Genomic DNA, 15,426 nt, shown 5'->3' with positions numbered 1-15,426 from the left:
ACACGCGCGGATCGGAGGGGCTGGTGTCCGGTTTCCTGAGGGAAGGGACAGGATGTGGCGTGACCCGCCGTCCGGCCGGGAGGCCCGGATCGCGCCCGCCTCGTCCCGCACCGCTCAGAAGGACTTGCGCAGGGCCTCCAGGCCGTCACGGAGGCGCTGCACCGCCGCGTCGTCGAGCGTGCCGCGTGCCGCGCGCCGACGCAGGTCGGCGCGGAGCTGCTGGCGGAACACCGCCACCGCCATCTCGGCGTCGCGGAGGGACCGCACGCCCGTGCCGGGGACCGCGGTCGGTTCGCCGGCCGTGTCCTTCGTGGGGGCGCCGTGCTGCGCGGCGGCGAGGTCGGCACGGAGCGACTGCATCGCGGCACCGACCGAGGCGCGGACGCCGTCGGCCAGGGACTTCACGCTGTCCGCGACGCCGTGCTCGAGCTGGGCGACCTCGTCCGCGCGGGCGTCGAGTTCCGCGCGCCCGGCGTCGGTGATCGCGTAGACCGTCTTGCGGCCGTCCGAGGTCTTCGTGACCAGGCCGTCCTCCTCGAGCTTGGACAGCCGGGGGTAGACGGTGCCGGCGCTCGGAACGTAGGTACCGCCGAAGCGGTCGCCGAGGGCGGTGATGACCTCGTACCCGTGCATCGGGTGGTCGGCGAGCAGGACGAGCAGGTAGAGGCGCAGGTGACCGTGCGCGAAGACGGGGCTCATGCGACGCCGCCCTGCTCGTCGAAGCTCGGCGCGGTGCTGCCCGTGCCGCCGGCGCCGCCGTCGGGTGCGGTGCCCGGGGTGCCGGTCGCCTCGGCCGTCGGGACCGGAGCCGGGCCGTGCACGATCGCGACGTCGCCGGAGACCGTGTTGACGCGGATGTCGACGTACGAGCCGGACAGCTCGCCGTCGGTGCGGGTGTACGACCCGCGGGTGCCGCGGATCTCGGCGTCGTCGAACTGCAGGCGACCGGTGGCGGTGGCGACGGTGCTCGAGTAGGCGGTGCCGTGCTCGAGGCGGACGTCGACGGAACCGGAGACGGTGTTGACCTTCACCTGGTCGGGGGAGCCGTGCAGGTCGAGCACCACGGCGGAGGAGACGGCGTCGGCCGTGAAGCGGCGGATCTCGCCCGTGGCGACGACGTCACCCGAGACCGTGCGGAGCGCGACGGCACCGACCTGGTCGCGGATGGTGGTCGTGCCCGACACGGCGTTGACGGTGACGTCGCCGATGACCCCGTCGACGACGACGTCGCCGGAGACGCTGTTGAGCATCGCCCCGCGCTCGGTGCCGGAGAGCAGGACGCCGGCGGACACGGCACCGAGGTTCACGGTGACGTCGCGCGGCACCAGGATGCTGACGTCCGCGCGGGCGCCACCGCCCCGGAAGGACTTGAGGAAGCCGAGCGGGTCGTCCCACCGCATCTGGGGGTGGTCGACCGTGAGGGTGTCGCCCTCGATCTCGACCTTGATCGGCTTGCCGGACACCTGGTGGATCTCCACGCGGGCGGTCGGCTCGTCGTGCGTGACGACGTCCACCTGCCCGCCGACCAGGCCGACGCGCAGTGCCCGGACGATGCCGGTGTCGATGACCTTCGGCTCGTCGACGAGCCACTTCTCCTGTGCCATGACGTCTCCTCGTTGCTGCTGGGTGGACGCGATACATCGCGTCCTCGAGTCACGCTACATCGCGTCCGTCGTCGAGGGACAGGGTCAGCGGGAGACGTCCGGCGCACTCTCGGCCGGCAGGGGGCCCGCGACCAGGGTGTCCGGGGCGGTGGGGAGCGTCGCGGGCGCGGGGCGGGCCTCCAGGACGGGGCTCCACGGGAACCGGCGGAAGACCGGCATGAGCGGTTGGACCATCGGTCCGATCGCGAACGCGGCGACCACGGTGCCGATCCCGACGTCGCCGCCGAGCAGCCAACCGCCGACGACGACCGTGACCTCGACCACGGTGCGCGCCGCCCAGACCGGCCACCCGAAGCGCTCGTGCAGCCCCACCATCAGCCCGTCCCGGGCGCCCGTGCCGAACCCGGCGCCGATGTAGCAGGCGGTCGCCACGGCGAGCAGGGCGAGGCTCGCCGCCAGCAGCAGGACGCGTCCGACCAGCGTCCCCGGCGTCGGCACGAGCCAGAGCACGAGGTCGGCGGCCGGGCCGATCGCCAGCGCGTTGAGGAGGGTCCCGATGCCGGGTCGCTGCCGGAGCGGGATCCAGAGCAGCAGGATCACCAGGCTCGACACCACGGTGATGACCCCGAACGACCATGGCACGACGTGCTCGAGCCCCTGCGTCAGGACCGTCCACGAGGAGACGCCGAGCACCGCGCGGACCTGCAGTGCCACGGAGGCGCCGTAGAGGAAGAGGCCGACCAAGAGCTGCACGGACCGCAGGGACAGGGCGAGGGAGCGGGGCATGCAGACGATCGTGGCCGGGATTGGCCTGCTGGTCGAGAGCCAATCCGGGTACCGTGGACCCATGACGCCCGTCCTGGTCAGCGCCCGCTCCGCCGCACTGCTGCTCACACACTGGCGAGCCGGCTCCGACGCCCCGGCCTACGAGGCGCTCGCCGACGCCGTCCGGGTCCTCGTCATCGACGGCCGCGTCCCGCACGGCGCCCGCTTGCCGGCCGAACGCGGACTGGCCGGCGCACTCGGCGTCTCGCGCACGACCGTCGCCAACGCCTACGCACGCCTGCGCGAGGACGGGTACCTGACCTCACTGCGCGGGTCCGGCAGTGTCGTCCGCCTCCCGCTCGACGGCCGACCGGACCCCGAGCAGTTCGACGGCGTCGTGCCCGAGGACGTGCTCGACCTGCGGAAGGCGGCGCTCCGCAGCGCCCCCGTCGTCGCCGAGGCCGTCGAGCGTGCGATGCGGCACCTGCCCGCGGCACTCGCCGGGATCGGGTTCGACACCGTCGGCGACCCGGGCCTGCGCGCCGCGATCGCCGACCGGTACACCGAGCGCGGCCTGCCGACCACCCCGGCCGAGGTCGTCGTCACGGTCGGCGCGCAGCACGCCATCGCACTGCTCGCCCGGGTGCTCGTCGGTCGCGGCGACCCTGTGCTCCTCGAGTCGCCGACCTACCCGCACGCCCACGAGGCCCTGCGTGCCGCCGGTGGTCGCCCCGTGACGGTCCCCGTGGACCCACGGGGCGGCTGGGACGAGGGCGTGCTCGACGCGACCGTCCGCCGCTCGGCCCCGACGCTCGCGTACGTCATGCCCGACCTGCACAACCCCACGGGCGCGACGATGCCGGCCTCGACCCGGCGGGTGCTGCTCGAGGCTGCCGCGGCCGTCGGCATGGTCGTCGTCGCCGACGAGACGATGGGCGAGCTCCGCATCGACGGCCCGCCGTCGCCGCCGCTCGCGGTGGACGCGCCGGGCGAGGTCGTCATGGTCGGCTCGGCGGACAAGGTGTTCTGGGGCGGGCTGCGGATCGGGTGGATCCGCGCCACACCGGAGCTGCTGCAGCGGCTGCTCCTCGCGCGGCCGACCGGGGACCTCGGCACCCCGACGCTCGACCAGCTCGTCGCGCGGGAGCTCGTCCCGCAGACCGCGGCCGTCCTGGAGGCGCGCCGTCCGGCCCTGCGCGAGGGTCGCGACGGTCTCGTGTCCGCGCTCCGCGCGCGACTGCCCGAGTGGGACGTGCCGTCACCGGCGGGCGGGCTGACGACGTGGGTCGGGCTCGGGCGGCCGGTGTCGAGCGCACTGGTGCTCGCCGCGCGGGCGGAGGGCGTCGTGCTGGCCTCCGGAGGCGTGTTCGGACCCGACGGCGGGTTCGAGCGGTCCTTGCGCGTGCCGTTCACCGTGACGGGGGCGGACCGGGAGCGGCTGGTGGACGTGCTCGGGCGGGCGTGGGAGCGGGTCGGCGGGGCGTCCTCGGGAGCGCGGGGGTCGCTGGCCGCGGTGGTCTGAACGCCGGGCTGCGTCATCCTCGAGGGGGAGGGCGGTGGGCCCGCCGGGGGATGCGCGGGCCGCGCACCGGACGGCACCATCGGAGCATGCACAGCACTCCGCCCTCCACCGTGTCCCGCGCCGCGTCGCCCGTCGACCCGGCTCGCTCGACCGGCCGGAGCCACCCGGCCGGTCCGGTCCGACCGACGACCGCGATGCCGCCGCTGGTGCGCATCACGACGGCGCTCACCGGCGCGGTCCTGGTCGGCGTCGCGACGAGCTTCGGGCAGGCGGTGCCCGCCATCGCGTCGCTGTCGAACGCTGCCGGGCCGTGGTTCGTCGTCGCCGTGCCGCTCGTGCTCGCCGCCGGGGTCGGACGCCTCCGGGTCGGTGGGACCCGTCCGGGGCGCCCCCGCCTGCGGACCGCGGCCGCGATGGTGCTCGGCGTCGTCCTGCTCGAGCTCATGCACATCGGCTACTGGGCGGCCACGAACCTGCGCGGCTACGTCGACAGCCTGTCGTGGACGAACTTCTGGGTCGTGATGGCCCTGCCCGCCGGGCTCCTGGCGGGTGCCGTGGCGGTCGCCGTCCGGTCCGTCGACGGACGCTGGCGGGGTGCGGCGGCCGGGGTGACCGCGGCGGTCCTCGTCGGCGAGGGCGTGCGCGCGCTGCTGCAGGTCGCCGACACCACGGGGACGGTGCCCTGGGTCGTCGAGATCGTGGTGGGGATCGCCGTCCTGGTCGCCGGGGTCGTCGTCGCCCGGACGCCGGTCGGGCGGGTGCTCGCCCTCGGCACGGGGGTCGTCGGGACGGCGGGCGTGCTGGCCGTGTACCTCGCGTTCGGGGCGATCGGCGCCTCCTGACCCCGGCGGCGGACACGGCCGCCGTGTCCCCCGGGGGGAGCGCCGTCGGGGGAACCGTCCTCCACAGGGGGTCGAAACTGCACGTCCGCCCACAGGGTGCAATCCCGGTACTCGTCGGCACCCGCTGACTGCGAGGATCGAGCCGTGCACTTCCTCTCCGTCTTCAGTCTCCGGAACCGCGCCCTCATCGCGCTCGTGACGATCGTGGTGGCCGTCTTCGGTGGTGTCGCCCTGTCGAGCCTGAAGCAGGAACTCATCCCGAGCGTCGAGTTCCCCCAGGTCGCCATCGTCAGCGCCTACCCCGGAGCCACGCCGGAGGTCGTGTCCAACGACGTCTCGACGAAGATCGAGCAGGCGATCCAGGTCGTCCCCGACCTCGAGTCGACCAGTGCGACGTCGTCGACCGGGCAGAGCGTCGTCTCCGCCTCGTTCCAGTACGGCTCGAACCTCGCCAGCGCCGAGGACAAGATCCAGACGGCCGTGAACGCCCTCTCGCTGCCGGACTCGGTCCAGACGCAGATCGTCACCGGGTCCTTCGACGACCTGCCCGTGCTGCAGGTCGCGGTCGCGGCGTCCGGCAACCAGGAAGAACTCGTCGACCGGCTCCAGGCCACGGCGATCCCCGACATCGAGAAGCTCGACGGTGTCCGCCAGGCCGACGTCTTCGGCAACCCGGGCCGCCGCGTCGTCATCACGCCCGACCAGGACGAGCTCGCGGCGCGCGGGCTCAGCCAGACGGCCATCTCGGACGCCCTCGACGACAACGGCACGCTCATCCCCGGCGGCACGATCACGCAGGACGGTTCCACGCTCTCCGTGCAGACCGGTGAGCGGATCTCCTCGCTGAAGGACATCCGCGCACTGCCCCTCACCAACTCGTCGTCGGGCTCGTCCGGCGGATCGGGTTCGTCCGGCGGATCGGGCTCCGACGGGGCCGCGGCCGGCGGCGGCTCCACGGGCGGTCAGACGGGTGGCGCTCCCGGAGCGGCCGCCGGCGCCGCGACCGGCCAGACGACCGGTGCCACCACGGGGGACGCGACCGGTGCAGCCCCGGCCGACGGCACCGCGGCGACGACCACCGCCACCCCGACCGACACCACGCTCGGCGACGTCGCGAAGGTCGCGATCGAGCAGTCCCCGCGCACCTCGATCAGCCGCGTCGACGGCGAGCAGGCCCTGACGATCTCGATCACGAAGACGCAGGAGGCCAACACCGTCGACGTCTCCGAGACGGTCCGCGACGCCCTGCCCGACATCGAGAAGAAGATCGCGGGCGACCCCCGCTTCACGATCGTGTTCGACCAGGCGCCCTACATCCAGCAGTCCATCGACTCGCTGGCCGAGGAGGGCCTGCTCGGCCTGGCGTTCGCCGTCGTCGTGATCCTGGTCTTCCTGCTGTCCGTGCGCTCCACCCTGGTGACGGCGGTGTCGATCCCCACCTCGGTGCTGCTCGCCGCGATCGGCATGCAGGCCGCTGGGTACACCCTCAACATCATCACGCTGGCCGCCCTGACCATCGCCATCGGCCGCGTGGTCGACGACTCGATCGTCGTCATCGAGAACATCAAGCGGCACATGGTCCCCGGTGTCGACCGCGGCCGGGCGGTGCTCGACGCCGTGCGCGAGGTCGCCGGGGCCGTCACCGCGTCGACGCTCACGACGGTGGCCGTGTTCCTGCCGGTTGCCTTCGTGGCCGAGCTCGTCGGGGAGCTCTTCCGTCCGTTCGCCGTCACCGTCACCCTGGCGCTCGTCGCCTCGCTGCTCGTGTCGCTCACGATCGTCCCGGTGCTCGCCTACTGGTGGCTCCGGCCCGCGAAGGCGAAGAAGGGTACGACGCCCGCCGAGGACCCGTCCGACGCCGTCGTGCCCGCCACCGGGGACCTCGACACCATCCGTCCCGGGTCCGAGGGCGCCCTCGGCTCGGCGGACGACCTGCACGACGCCGGCAGCTCCGACCGTCTGCGCCGCGTGTACCTGCCGGTGCTCCGATGGGCTGTCCGCAAGCCCGTCGTCGTCGTGCTCCTGGCCCTCGTCGTCCTCGGTGGGACAGCCGCATCGGTGCCGTTCGTCACGACGAACTACCTCGGCGACTCCGGGCAGAACACGTTCACCGTCACGCAGGACCTGAAGGCCGGGTCGAGCCTGGCCGTCCAGTCCGAGTCCGCCCGCGAGGTCGAGCGGGAGCTGCAGGACATCACGGGGGTCGAGACCGTCCAGACCACCATCGGCACGAGTGGCCAGTCCATCCAGGCGGCCTTCGGCGGCGGCGGGACCGCGTCCGTGCAGTACGCCGTCACGACCGATGCCGAGCAGGACCAGACGACGATCCAGTCCGACGCCCGGAAGCGCCTGAACGCCATCGACGGGGTCGGCGAGGTCACCATCGCGTCCTCCGGCGGAGGCTTCGGCGGCAGCAGTGACATCGAGGTCGACGTGACCGCGCCGACCCAGTCGCAGCTCGAGGCGGCCTCGCGCAAGGTCCTGAAGACGATGCAGTCCGTCGAGAACACGACGGGTGCGACGAGCAACCTGTCGGCGGCGGAGCCGTTCCTGGCCGTCCGCGTCGACCGGGCGAAGGCCGCGTCCCTCGGGCTCACCGAGACCCAGGTCGGCGGCCTCGTCGCCGCGGCCGTCTCCCCGCGGGACACCGGCAGCATCGAGATCGACGACGCGACGCTCGACGTCTACATCGCCGACCCGGAGCCGCCGACCACCGTCACGGCACTCCGCGACCTCGAGGTCCCGACGAGCACCGGCACCGTCCCGCTGCGCGACGTCGCCACGGTCGAGCGGTCGGAGGGCCCGACCACGGTCACCACGACGAACGCCGCGCGCACCGCGACGATCACCGTGACGCCCGACGCCACCAACCTCGGCGCGGCCGTGCAGTCCGTCACCGCGGCGGTCGACCAGCTCGACCTGCCGCGCGGCGCGAGTGCGTCCATCGGTGGTGTCGCCGCGAGCCAGTCGTCCGCGTTCTCGCAGCTCGGTCTCGCGCTCGTCGTGGCCGTCCTGATCGTCTACGTGATCATGGTCGCGACGTTCCGGAGCCTGCTCCAGCCGCTGATGCTCCTGGTGTCGGTGCCGTTCGCCTTCACGGGTGCACTGCTGCTGCAGATCATCTCCGGTGTGCCGCTCGGCGTCGCGTCCCTGATCGGTCTGCTCATGCTCGTCGGCATCGTCGTGACGAACGCCATCGTGCTCATCGACCTCGTCAACCAGTACCGCCGGCGAGGGCTCCGGGTGCGGGACGCCCTGCTCGAGGGAGCGACCCGTCGTCTCCGGCCCATCCTCATGACGGCGACCGCGACGATCTTCGCGCTGCTGCCGATGGCGATCGGGCTGACGGGCAAGTCGGGCTTCATCTCGCAGCCGCTCGCCCTCGTCGTGATCGGCGGTCTGGTGTCGTCCACGCTGCTGACGCTGATCGTCCTGCCGGCGCTGTACGCCCTCGTCGAGGGTGCGCGCGAGCGTCGGGCCGAGCGGAAGGCCGCGAAGCGGGCCGCACGAGCCGAGGCCTGACCGGCGGGCCGACGGCCGGCGACCAGCTGGTCGTCGGCGACCGGCGACAAGCGGGTCGTCGGCGGCCCTGCGACCAGTGGGCCGTCGGCGACCCGGCGGCCCGGCGAGTGCCGTCGGCCGTCGGTCGCCTTTCGTCGGCCGTCAGCCGTCAGCGCGGCCGGTCTCCACGGGGCGGAACCACGACACCAGCGCGGACGTGGCCGTCACCAGGAACACGATGGCTGCGACCTGCGCCACGACCGACCCGTGACCGGCGGCAGCGCCGTACCCGGCCGCGGACACCGTCACCAGGAACGACAGCCCGAGCAGAAGCTCGACGGCGGTCCGGACCGGGGTGGACGGACGGTCGGGACCTGCCGGAGCAGCGGCTGGGCTGAGGGGGAGAGGCACCCCGGAAGTCTGGCGAGCGCCGCGGGCTGACGGCAGCCCCGCTTGGGGTGCCACCCACCCGGGGCACGGCACCGCCGCGGGCCGCGGAGGCCGCGGTCCGGCCGTCAGCGCAGCCCGGCCCGGAGGAACGTCGTCACCCGTCGGCTCATGGCCTCGTCGAGTTGGGCGATCGAGTGCGCCGATCCCTGGACCGCGACGAACGTCACCGGAACACCGTGGGACCGCAAGGTCGAGGCGAACCGCTGGGACTCCCACAGCGGGATGAACTCGTCGGACGAGTGCCCGATGAAGAACGGCGCCGTCGCCTTCGTGACCTGGTACTCCGGCGATGCGCGCTCGGCCGCGGGGCAGGACGCGTACGACGAGCACCCGAGGTACAGCAACTGCTTGCGCTGGAACGACGCCGACACCCCGTCCGCCCGGGTCGACCGTGCCGTCAGGTCGGTCGGGCCGCTCAGGTCGACGACCGCTCGGATGCGGTGGCCGGCGGCGTAGGCGGCGGACTCGTGGTCCTCGACCGCGAGCAGCGCCGCCAGGTTGCCGCCCGCGCTGCCGCCGAAGACCCCGATGCGCCCCGGGTCGACGTCGTAGGTCTGCAGGGTCGTCGGCCGGTACACGAAGTCGAGGGCGCGACGGACGTCGTCGTAGCCGGCGGGGAACGGGTCCGTCGGGGCGAGGCGGTAGTCGACGTTGAACGTCACGAAGCCCTCGGAGGCGAGGTACTGGCACACGGATCGGTACGCGGCCGTGGCCTTGTCGCCGTGTGACCAGCTGCCGCCGTGGATCATGAGCACCGCCGGCCGGGTGCCGACGTCGACGCGGTCCGACCCGCCGTCCGCGCCCGCGTCGCCGGGGGAACCGCCCGCCGCGTCGTCCGAGCCGCCGTCCTGCGAGTCGCCGCTGCCGGAGCCGGTCGCCCCTCCGTCGTCCGTGCCGGCGGCGGGCGGCGTCACGGTCGGCGTGGCGGTGCTCTCCGGCGGGCTGTCCGCGGGCAGGCACACGTCGAGCTGCTGCAGGGGGTCCTGCCCGTACGGCACGTCGGGCACCACGTCGATGCCGTGGTACTCCAGCGAGAGCGGGTAGATGACGGGGCCGGCGGTGACCGTGGTGTTCCGGTCGCCCGTCGCGTCGAGACTGCACGACGCCGCTGCCCCGGCGACCGCGACCGCGGCGACGAGCGCGAGCAGGGTACGGCGGCCGGACTTCATCGCCAGCCACGGTACATGGGCCCGGCGGAGGTGCCAGGATGGGCCCCGACCCCGCAGGAGGACCCGTGAGCCGTCAGAAGTCCTGGAACGCCGATCCCGAACCGCTCCTCCGCGTCGGTCCCGGCTTCCGCCTCGACACCGTGGACCCCGACGGGACGCCCGGGTTCGCCGGCCGCAAGATCGACGGACTCGAGGCACTGGCCTCCGGGGCGTCACGACTCGCTGCCCTGCAGGAGCGCCTCTGGGCGGCCGCGACGGCGGGTGACCAGCGCCGGGTGCTCCTCGTCCTGCAGGCGATGGACACCGCGGGCAAGGGCGGCATCGTCTCGCACGTCGTCGGCGCGGTCGACCCGAACGGCGTGCACTACGCGGGCTTCACGGCACCCACCGCCGAGGAACGCGAGCACGACTTCCTCTGGCGCGTCGAGCGGCAGCTGCCGGACGCCGGCCAGCTCGGCGTGTTCGACCGGTCCCACTACGAGGACGTCCTCATCCAGCGGGTCCGCGGCCTCGCGGAACCCACCGAGATCGAGCGTCGCTACGGAGCCATCGTCGACTTCGAGGACCGGCTCGTGGAGCAGGGCACCACGGTCGTCAAGGTGATGCTGCACATCTCGAAGGACGAGCAGCGCGAACGCCTCGGCGACCGACTCGACCGCCCGGACAAGCACTGGAAGTTCAACCCCGCGGACATCGACGAGCGCCTGCGCTGGGACGAGTACCAGGAGGCGTACCAGGTGGCGTTCGACCGGACGTCGACCGAGCAGGCGCCCTGGTACGTCGTGCCGGCGAACCGCAAGTGGTACGCCCGGCTCGCCGTCCAGCAGCTGCTGCTCCGCGCCCTCGAGGACATGCACCTGTCGTGGCCGGCGGCGGACTTCGACGTCGCCGAGCAGCGCCAGCGGCTCGCCGCGTCCTGACCGGCCGGCCGGGAGGCCCGCCCCACCCCCGTCACGCCGCCTCCGGCCCGACCGGGGTGGCCTCATCGCGCCCGGTCGCGTAGACTCGTTCGGTCGGCCTTCGACACCGCGGCCGCGAGCCGCGGACGTGTTTGGGTGTTGTGTAGTTCGAGGGCTGGAGTCGCGTCGATCGACGTCGCGATGAACCCCCTCTCCACGAGCCGCCCCCGCCGATGTCGCTGCCGGGCTGCGTGGTACGTCTGCACCCCGGAAAGCACTCATGGCCCCGTACGACAAGGGCGCGAACTCCCGCGCCGACCGTTCCGACCGCACGCGCCACCCGAACGGCACCCCTGCCGCTCGCAGCGCCAAGCACCGCGGCTTCCGTGCCGCCGACCCGACCGCTCCCCGCCAGAAGCAGCGCTGGGACGCCGACGAGCGTCGCTCGCGCCCGTCCTCGGGCGAGCGCCCGAACTGGGAGCCGCGCGACAGCCGCGGCAGCCGTCCGGCATGGGAGCCCCGCGGTGCGGGCCGTCCCGCACGCGGTGACGACCGCGCCCCGCGCAGCTTCGACCGGAACGACCGTGCCCCCCGTCGTGACAACGACGACCGCCCGCTTCGCTTCGACCGTGACGACCGCGCTCCCCGCAGCTTCGACCGCACCGACCGCGCGCCCCGTCGTGACAACGACGACCGCCCGCGTCGCTTCGACCGTGACGACCGCGCTCCCCGCAGCTTCGACCGCACCGACCGCGCGCCCCGTCGTGACAACGACGACCGCCCGCGTCGCTTCGACCGTGACGACCGCGCTCCCCGCAGCTTCGACCGCAACGACCGTGCGCCCCGTCGTGACAACGACGACCGCCCGCGTCGCTTCGACCGTGACGACCGCGCTCCCCGCAGCTTCGACCGCAACGACCGTGCCCCGCGTCGTGACAACGACGCCCCGCGCTCGTTCAACCGTGACGACCGTGCGCCGCGTTCGTTCGACCGCACCGACCGCGCCCCGCGTCGGGACAACGACGACCGTCCGCGTCGCTTCGACCGCGACGAGCGCGCACCGCGCTCGTTCGACCGCACCGACCGCGCCCCGCGTCGGGACAACGACGACCGCCCGCGTCGTTTCGACCGCGAGGACCGCGCCCCGCGCTCGTTCGACCGCACCGACCGCGCCCCGCGTCGCGACGACGCCCCGCGCGGGCACTTCGTCCCCGCCGACGACGTCAAGCTCGACAAGCTCCAGGCCGAGTCCATCGTCGCCGCGGACGTCGAGGGCGTGACCTTCGGCGACCTCGGCATCGGCGGCAACATCTCGCGCGCCCTGGCCGAGCTCGGCGCCAGCAGCCCGTTCCCGATCCAGGCGGCGACGATCCCCGACGTCATCGCCGGCAAGGACGTCCTGGGCCGCGGTCGGACCGGATCCGGCAAGACCATCGCGTTCGGTGCGCCCCTCGTCGAGAAGCTCATGGAGCACGGCGGCGGCACGAAGCGGAAGATGGGCCGCGCCCCGCGTGCGCTCATCCTCGCGCCGACGCGTGAGCTCGCCCTGCAGATCGACCGCACGGTGCAGCCGATCGCCCGTTCGGTGGGGCTCTTCACCACGCAGATCTACGGCGGTGTCCCGTACGGCCGTCAGGAGGGTGCCCTCCAGCGCGGGGTCGACATCATCGTCGGGACCCCGGGCCGCGTGCAGGACCTCATGAAGAAGGGGACGCTCGACCTCAGCGAGGTCGTCATCTCCGTGCTCGACGAGGCCGACCACATGTGCGACCTCGGCTTCCTCGAGCCGGTGCAGGAGATCCTCTCCGCCACGGCCGAGGTGACCCCGCAGGGCAACCGCGCCCAGAAGCTCCTGTTCAGCGCGACGCTCGACACCCAGGTGGCGGCCCTCGTCGAGGAGTTCCTGCACGAGCCGAGCGTGCACGAGGTGGCGGGTGAGGACCAGTCCTCCTCGACCATCGACCACCGTGTGCTCGTGGTCGAGCAGCGCGACAAGGACCGGGTCCTCGAGGAGCTCGTCGCCGGTGAGGGCAAGACGATCGTCTTCGCCCGCACCCGTGCCTACGCCGAGCGCCTGGCCGACCAGTTCGAGGACGCCGGCATCCGCGCGACTTCGCTGCACGGCGACCTCAACCAGTCGCGGCGCACGCGCAACCTGCAGCTGCTCACCAGCGGCCGGGTGAACGTGCTCGTCGCCACCGACGTCGCCGCCCGCGGCATCCACGTCGACGACGTCTCGCTCGTCGTACAGGCGGACGCGCCGGACGACTACAAGGCGTACATGCACCGCTCCGGCCGGACGGGTCGTGCAGGCAAGGAGGGCACGGTCGTCACGATCGTCCCGCGCAGCCGTCGTCGCAAGATCGAGGGCATCCTCGAGCACGCCGAGATCGAGGCGGACCTCGTCGAGAGCGGTCCCGGCGACCGCATCCTCGCGGAACTCGCCGCGCGCTGACCGCGCGACACGACGGCGTCTGTCCGAGACGCCGTCGAAGCGCCGAGACGCCGCCGGATCCGGCGGCGTCTCGGCGTTGACGCGGCGTTCCGACGCCGCGCACGCGCCACGTGACGGACGGGAGGCCCGGTACCAGCTGGTACCGGGCCTCCCGTCCGTCAGGGTGTTAGCGGTTGAAGAACAGGACGCCGCGCGCGTAGCCGGCCTGTCCGGCGTGCTGCACGCAGTCGTCGAGGATGCTGACCAGGCGGACGCCGACCGTCACGGGCGGGTCGTAGTCGGCGTCGACGACGACGTCCAGGTCCTCCGGCCCGAGCGTGCGCAGGTAGGCGACCGTCCGCTCGTGCACGGCCCGCAGGTACCCCGTCAGCAGGTCCGCGGAGGCGCGGACACGACCGACGTCGTCGCGGGACATGCCGTAGCCGAGCGCCTCGGCCGGGAACGGCAGGCCGAAGCGGTCGACCCACCCGTCGGCGGTCCAGACCTGCTCGCTGCCGGCCAGGGCCGCGACCTGGGTGTCCTGGCCCCGGGCGATGTGCCAGGCGAGCCAGGCGAGCGTGTTCGCGCCGGCGGCCGGGCGGGAGGCCAACTGGTCCTCCGACAGGCCACCGACGGCACGCTCGACCGTCTCGGGCACGCGGGAGAACGCTTCGACGAGGAGTTCGGCGGGAGTCATGCGCCCGACGCTACGCCCGGACGGGTCCGGACGCTGGCGGCGCGGGAGTGCCGTTCGAGGGCCTCGCCCAAGGCGGTGAACTGCTCCGTCAGCAGCGCCCGGTCAGCGGGGGCGACGACCTCGCGGACGGCGGCGGACCAGACGGCCCGGATCTGCTGTGCGACGGCCGCTCCGGACGGGGTGAGGTGCAGGAGGACGCTGCGCCGGTCGGCGGGGTTCGGACCGCGTTCGATGTGGCCGTGCCGCTCGAGCCGGTCGATGAGCGAGGTCGTCGCACCCGTCGAGAGCGCGAGGTACTCGCCCGCCTGCTTCGGCGTGGCGCCACCGACGGCAGCCTCGAGGAAGAAGACGAGCCGGGTGTCGGTACCGTTCAGGCCGCGGGCGGCGCTCTCGCGAGCGAGCGTCCGGGCGTGGTGCGTCTGGAACAGGCGGAACGCGGCCATCAGCGCGGTGAGGTCCTCCTCGTCCCCGGCCGGCTCGGACAGGTCGAGCACGGGTGAGGTGAGCACGGGTGAGGTGGGTACGGGCGAGGTGGACACGGGCGACGCGGGCACGGCCGAAGCGGGCACGGCGGCCGACGTCGGAGCGGCGAGGAGGTCGACCGCGGTCGCCGGGTCACGGGGTGCTGCGGGGGAGTCCGACATGTGGGGGAGGCGCTCTTCTCGGACGGGTGCTTCGCGGAGGACGGGACCGTCGGGCGGCGGCCGTCGTGCTCGTCATCATGCGCGCTCGGGGGGCCGGCGGCCACCCCCAGGAGAGGGGGTTTTCCTTCACTTGTGACCAGTACGACTGGCAAGTAACTTGATGGCCGTACCACCTCGGACGTAGCGCGACCAACCACCGCGGGCCCGGCCGAACACCGATCAGACCACTTCTCCTCAGGAGCTCCGCCATGTCCCGTGTCACGCCTCGTGCTGCCCGTCTCACCGCCTGGATCGCCATCCCGGTCGCGCTCGTCGCTTCCGGCGTCGTCGTCTCGACGGCCTCGTACTCCGCCTTCTCCGCCGAGACGGTGAACCCGTCGAGCAACTGGTCCGCCGGGACCGTGTCGCTCAGCGACGACGACAACAACACCGCCCTGTTCTCCGCGACCAACCTCAAGCCGGGCATGAGCGGCTCGAAGTGCATCGCGGTCACGTCCGACGGCTCGCTCGCCTCGTCCGTGAAGCTGTACGCCACCTCGCCCGCCACCACGAAGGACCTCGCGTCCAACGTCACCCTCACCATCGAGCAGGGCACCGGCGGCGGCTTCGGGACCTGTGCTGGCTTCACCGCGGCCCCCGCCACGCCCGCGTACTCCGGTACCGTCGCCGGCTTCGGGAGCAGCGCGACGAACTACAGCACCGGCGTGGGTGCCTGGACCCCGACCGGCACCGCCGCCGAGACCCGCGTCTACAAGGTGAGCTACGCCGTCCCGAGCACGGCGCCGAGCTCGGTGATGGGTGGCACGGCGTCGCTCGGCCTCACCTGGGAGGTCCAGAACTCCTGAGTGGTCCGGCGCCTCGGCGCTGGCCGCACACGACGACGCACAGGCCCCGGTCGG

13 protein-coding genes are annotated in these 15,426 nt (G+C 73.3%); 6 read left to right on the top strand and 7 right to left on the bottom strand.

Annotation, left to right across the window (positions count from 1 at the left end; all coding sequences use genetic code 11):
- Positions 1–114: 114 nt before the first annotated feature.
- From KM842_RS10275 to yczE, 3 genes are all read right to left on the bottom strand, one after another.
- The gene (locus KM842_RS10275) at positions 115–699 is read right to left on the bottom strand and encodes a PadR family transcriptional regulator (protein ID WP_216258099.1); all 585 of its coding nucleotides are present in this window, start codon (positions 697–699) and stop codon (positions 115–117) included.
- Complete coding sequence (locus KM842_RS10270; RefSeq protein WP_216258097.1) at positions 696–1,604, bottom strand: DUF4097 family beta strand repeat-containing protein; 909 nt, start codon at positions 1,602–1,604, stop codon at positions 696–698. Before KM842_RS10270 ends, KM842_RS10275 begins: the two co-directional genes overlap by 4 nt.
- A gap of 84 nt (positions 1,605–1,688) precedes the next feature.
- Entirely contained in the window at positions 1,689–2,390 is a 702-nt protein-coding gene (gene yczE / locus KM842_RS10265) for a membrane protein YczE (RefSeq protein ID WP_216258096.1), read from the bottom strand.
- 61 nt (positions 2,391–2,451) lie between these two features.
- Between yczE and yczR the strand changes: the two genes are divergently transcribed.
- From yczR to KM842_RS10250, 3 genes are all read left to right on the top strand, one after another.
- Positions 2,452–3,891 carry a MocR-like transcription factor YczR gene (gene yczR / locus KM842_RS10260; protein WP_216258094.1) on the top strand — a complete coding sequence of 480 codons (1,440 nt, stop codon included), beginning with the start codon at positions 2,452–2,454 and terminating at the stop codon, positions 3,889–3,891.
- Between the two features lie 86 nt (positions 3,892–3,977).
- On the top strand, positions 3,978–4,733 hold the full coding sequence (locus KM842_RS10255; RefSeq protein ID WP_216258093.1) for a DUF6518 family protein: 756 nt from the start codon (positions 3,978–3,980) through the stop codon (positions 4,731–4,733).
- 144 nt (positions 4,734–4,877) lie between these two features.
- Positions 4,878–8,255 (top strand): efflux RND transporter permease subunit, encoded by a 3,378-nt coding sequence (locus tag KM842_RS10250; RefSeq protein WP_253206084.1) that lies wholly within the window; start codon positions 4,878–4,880, stop codon positions 8,253–8,255.
- A gap of 141 nt (positions 8,256–8,396) precedes the next feature.
- Here the strand turns inward: KM842_RS10250 and KM842_RS10245 are convergent, their stop codons facing one another.
- Together KM842_RS10245 and KM842_RS10240 are read right to left on the bottom strand one after the other, a co-directional pair.
- Complete coding sequence (locus KM842_RS10245; protein WP_216258091.1) at positions 8,397–8,645, bottom strand: hypothetical protein; 249 nt, start codon at positions 8,643–8,645, stop codon at positions 8,397–8,399.
- Positions 8,646–8,749: 104 nt separating this feature from the next.
- On the bottom strand, positions 8,750–9,853 hold the full coding sequence (locus tag KM842_RS10240) for an alpha/beta hydrolase fold domain-containing protein (protein ID WP_216258089.1): 1,104 nt from the start codon (positions 9,851–9,853) through the stop codon (positions 8,750–8,752).
- Between the two features lie 38 nt (positions 9,854–9,891).
- On the opposite strand from KM842_RS10240, the gene KM842_RS10235 reads away from it, so the two are divergent.
- On the top strand, positions 9,892–10,773 hold the full coding sequence (locus tag KM842_RS10235) for a PPK2 family polyphosphate kinase (RefSeq protein WP_216258087.1): 882 nt from the start codon (positions 9,892–9,894) through the stop codon (positions 10,771–10,773).
- Positions 10,774–11,032: 259 nt separating this feature from the next.
- Positions 11,033–13,207, top strand: coding sequence for a DEAD/DEAH box helicase (locus KM842_RS10230; protein WP_216258085.1), 2,175 nt, complete (start codon positions 11,033–11,035; stop codon positions 13,205–13,207).
- A gap of 166 nt (positions 13,208–13,373) precedes the next feature.
- On the opposite strand, the gene KM842_RS10225 is transcribed toward KM842_RS10230, so the two are convergent.
- Together KM842_RS10225 and KM842_RS10220 are read right to left on the bottom strand one after the other, a co-directional pair.
- Positions 13,374–13,883 carry a mycothiol transferase gene (locus tag KM842_RS10225; protein ID WP_216258083.1) on the bottom strand — a complete coding sequence of 170 codons (510 nt, stop codon included), beginning with the start codon at positions 13,881–13,883 and terminating at the stop codon, positions 13,374–13,376.
- On the bottom strand, positions 13,880–14,392 hold the full coding sequence (locus tag KM842_RS10220) for a MarR family winged helix-turn-helix transcriptional regulator (protein WP_216258081.1): 513 nt from the start codon (positions 14,390–14,392) through the stop codon (positions 13,880–13,882). Before KM842_RS10220 ends, KM842_RS10225 begins: the two co-directional genes overlap by 4 nt.
- A gap of 383 nt (positions 14,393–14,775) precedes the next feature.
- Here KM842_RS10220 and KM842_RS10215 point away from each other — a divergent pair, with 383 nt between their 5' ends.
- Positions 14,776–15,372, top strand: a complete 597-nt coding sequence (locus tag KM842_RS10215) for a M73 family metallopeptidase (protein WP_216258079.1) — start codon at positions 14,776–14,778, stop codon at positions 15,370–15,372.
- Positions 15,373–15,426 lie beyond the last annotated feature (54 nt).

This window comes from Curtobacterium sp. L6-1, from assembly GCF_018885305.1.
Taxonomy (GTDB): domain Bacteria; phylum Actinomycetota; class Actinomycetes; order Actinomycetales; family Microbacteriaceae; genus Curtobacterium; species Curtobacterium aetherium.
The sequence above is the reverse complement of the archived record's forward strand: the minus strand, read 5'-3'. Positions and strand labels throughout refer to the sequence as shown.

What these genes read in the sequence shown, in the direction of transcription:
- KM842_RS10275 (WP_216258099.1), bottom strand. Translation starts at nt 699, where the DNA reads ATGAGCCCCGTCTTCGCGCACGGTCACCTGCGCCTCTACCTGCTCGTC.
- KM842_RS10270 (WP_216258097.1), bottom strand. Translation starts at nt 1,604, where the DNA reads ATGGCACAGGAGAAGTGGCTCGTCGACGAGCCGAAGGTCATCGACACC.
- yczE (WP_216258096.1), bottom strand. Translation starts at nt 2,390, where the DNA reads ATGCCCCGCTCCCTCGCCCTGTCCCTGCGGTCCGTGCAGCTCTTGGTC.
- yczR (WP_216258094.1), top strand. Translation starts at nt 2,452, where the DNA reads ATGACGCCCGTCCTGGTCAGCGCCCGCTCCGCCGCACTGCTGCTCACA.
- KM842_RS10255 (WP_216258093.1), top strand. Translation starts at nt 3,978, where the DNA reads ATGCACAGCACTCCGCCCTCCACCGTGTCCCGCGCCGCGTCGCCCGTC.
- KM842_RS10240 (WP_216258089.1), bottom strand. Translation starts at nt 9,853, where the DNA reads ATGAAGTCCGGCCGCCGTACCCTGCTCGCGCTCGTCGCCGCGGTCGCG.
- KM842_RS10235 (WP_216258087.1), top strand. Translation starts at nt 9,892, where the DNA reads ATGGGCCCCGACCCCGCAGGAGGACCCGTGAGCCGTCAGAAGTCCTGG.
- KM842_RS10230 (WP_216258085.1), top strand. Translation starts at nt 11,033, where the DNA reads ATGGCCCCGTACGACAAGGGCGCGAACTCCCGCGCCGACCGTTCCGAC.
- KM842_RS10225 (WP_216258083.1), bottom strand. Translation starts at nt 13,883, where the DNA reads ATGACTCCCGCCGAACTCCTCGTCGAAGCGTTCTCCCGCGTGCCCGAG.
- KM842_RS10215 (WP_216258079.1), top strand. Translation starts at nt 14,776, where the DNA reads ATGTCCCGTGTCACGCCTCGTGCTGCCCGTCTCACCGCCTGGATCGCC.